Raw genomic sequence first — 1,184 nt, 5'->3', positions numbered from 1 at the left:
CTCGCCGGAACGAGGCGGCCCCGGCGCTCGCCCGGATCCGCACGCCGTCCTGCGCCAGCTTGCTGAGGTCGACCAGGCCCACCTCCGCCAAGGCCGCAAGATGTTCGGCGAGCAGCCGATCGAGCAGATCGGCGCATCCGACCCGGAAGTCCGCCAGCGTATGGTAGTTCACCGAGACCCCGCCACACAGCCAGCGATAGACATCGTGGCTCTCGCACAGCCGCTCCAGGGCGCGAGCGCTTCCTACCCCGTCGCTGGTCGCATAGAGCCACAGTGCCAGCAAAAGCCGTGGCGACGTCGCCGGATGACCCGGCCTCTCGCCCCGCGCCTTGATCCGATCTTCAAGCTCGCGCAGCTCGAGCCCGTCGACATAGCACCAGATCACCCGCGCCGGATGATCTTCCCCGATCAGGCTATCGATATCCACCGCCCGCAGTTCAATCTGATCGCGCTGCGGCTCGCGCAGACGCGGCAAACCCGCTGGCGCCGCATCAGTTTGCGGCTTCGGCTGCTCCGGCAGTTCTCCAAACAGCTGGTCTTCAGCCATCTCCCGCTCTCCCGCAATTCAGCGATTGCAGGGAATCACATCCCCCATCCCTCCCGCTACATCTTTCGCCCAAGCCACAAAAATTCACACGCTCTGAGGAGCCGCGAAGCGGCGTCTCGAAGGATCGACGGCCACCAGCCGGGCCGTGCATCCTTCGAGGCTCGCAAGCGCTCGCACCTCCAGCGACAAAGGCGAAGCCTTTGCGCGGGATGACGGTGATGGGTTTTGCTGCTGTCTGATTCAACTGTCAAACAGCTTACCCAGTGCCATCACCCGCGCATGCGGGAGATCCAGTATTCCAGAGACGGTCGTGCTTGAGCCGATAGGCCGCGGCGTACTGGGTCGCGCGGTCGAGCCGGGCGACGACAACAGTAGATGCGGACAAAGCCTCACATCTCTCAGGATGACGGTGATGGCAGCGTAGTTCATTCACGCGCGTCGCCTCGGCGTCCTATCCCGGCAACATCGCGAACGCGCTCGATACCATCGCCACCGGCTTGTTGTCGGTGGCGGAGGAGAGCGTGACGCGGCCGAAGCTCATGGTGCGGCCGAGCCGGACCACGCGGGCGTCGGCCAGCACGTCGGAGGCGGTCACCGCGCGCATGAAATGCGTGGTCTGGTCGACCGTGGTCATCGG

General features: G+C 65.0%; 2 protein-coding genes. Both read right to left on the bottom strand.

Annotated elements, in window-relative coordinates:
* Positions 1 to 547: transposase (locus ACJH6I_RS31810; protein ID WP_406785197.1), on the bottom strand; the 547-nt coding region annotated here is incomplete at its 3' end.
* A 451-nt stretch (positions 548 to 998) separates the two neighbouring features.
* A partial coding sequence (locus tag ACJH6I_RS31805) for a hotdog domain-containing protein (protein ID WP_406785196.1) occupies positions 999 to 1,184 on the bottom strand: 186 nt, incomplete at its 5' end.

It is taken from the genome of Mycobacterium sp. SMC-13, assembly GCF_045311035.1.
Taxonomy (GTDB): domain Bacteria; phylum Actinomycetota; class Actinomycetes; order Mycobacteriales; family Mycobacteriaceae; genus Mycobacterium.
The sequence above is the reverse complement of the archived record's forward strand: the minus strand, read 5'-3'. Positions and strand labels throughout refer to the sequence as shown.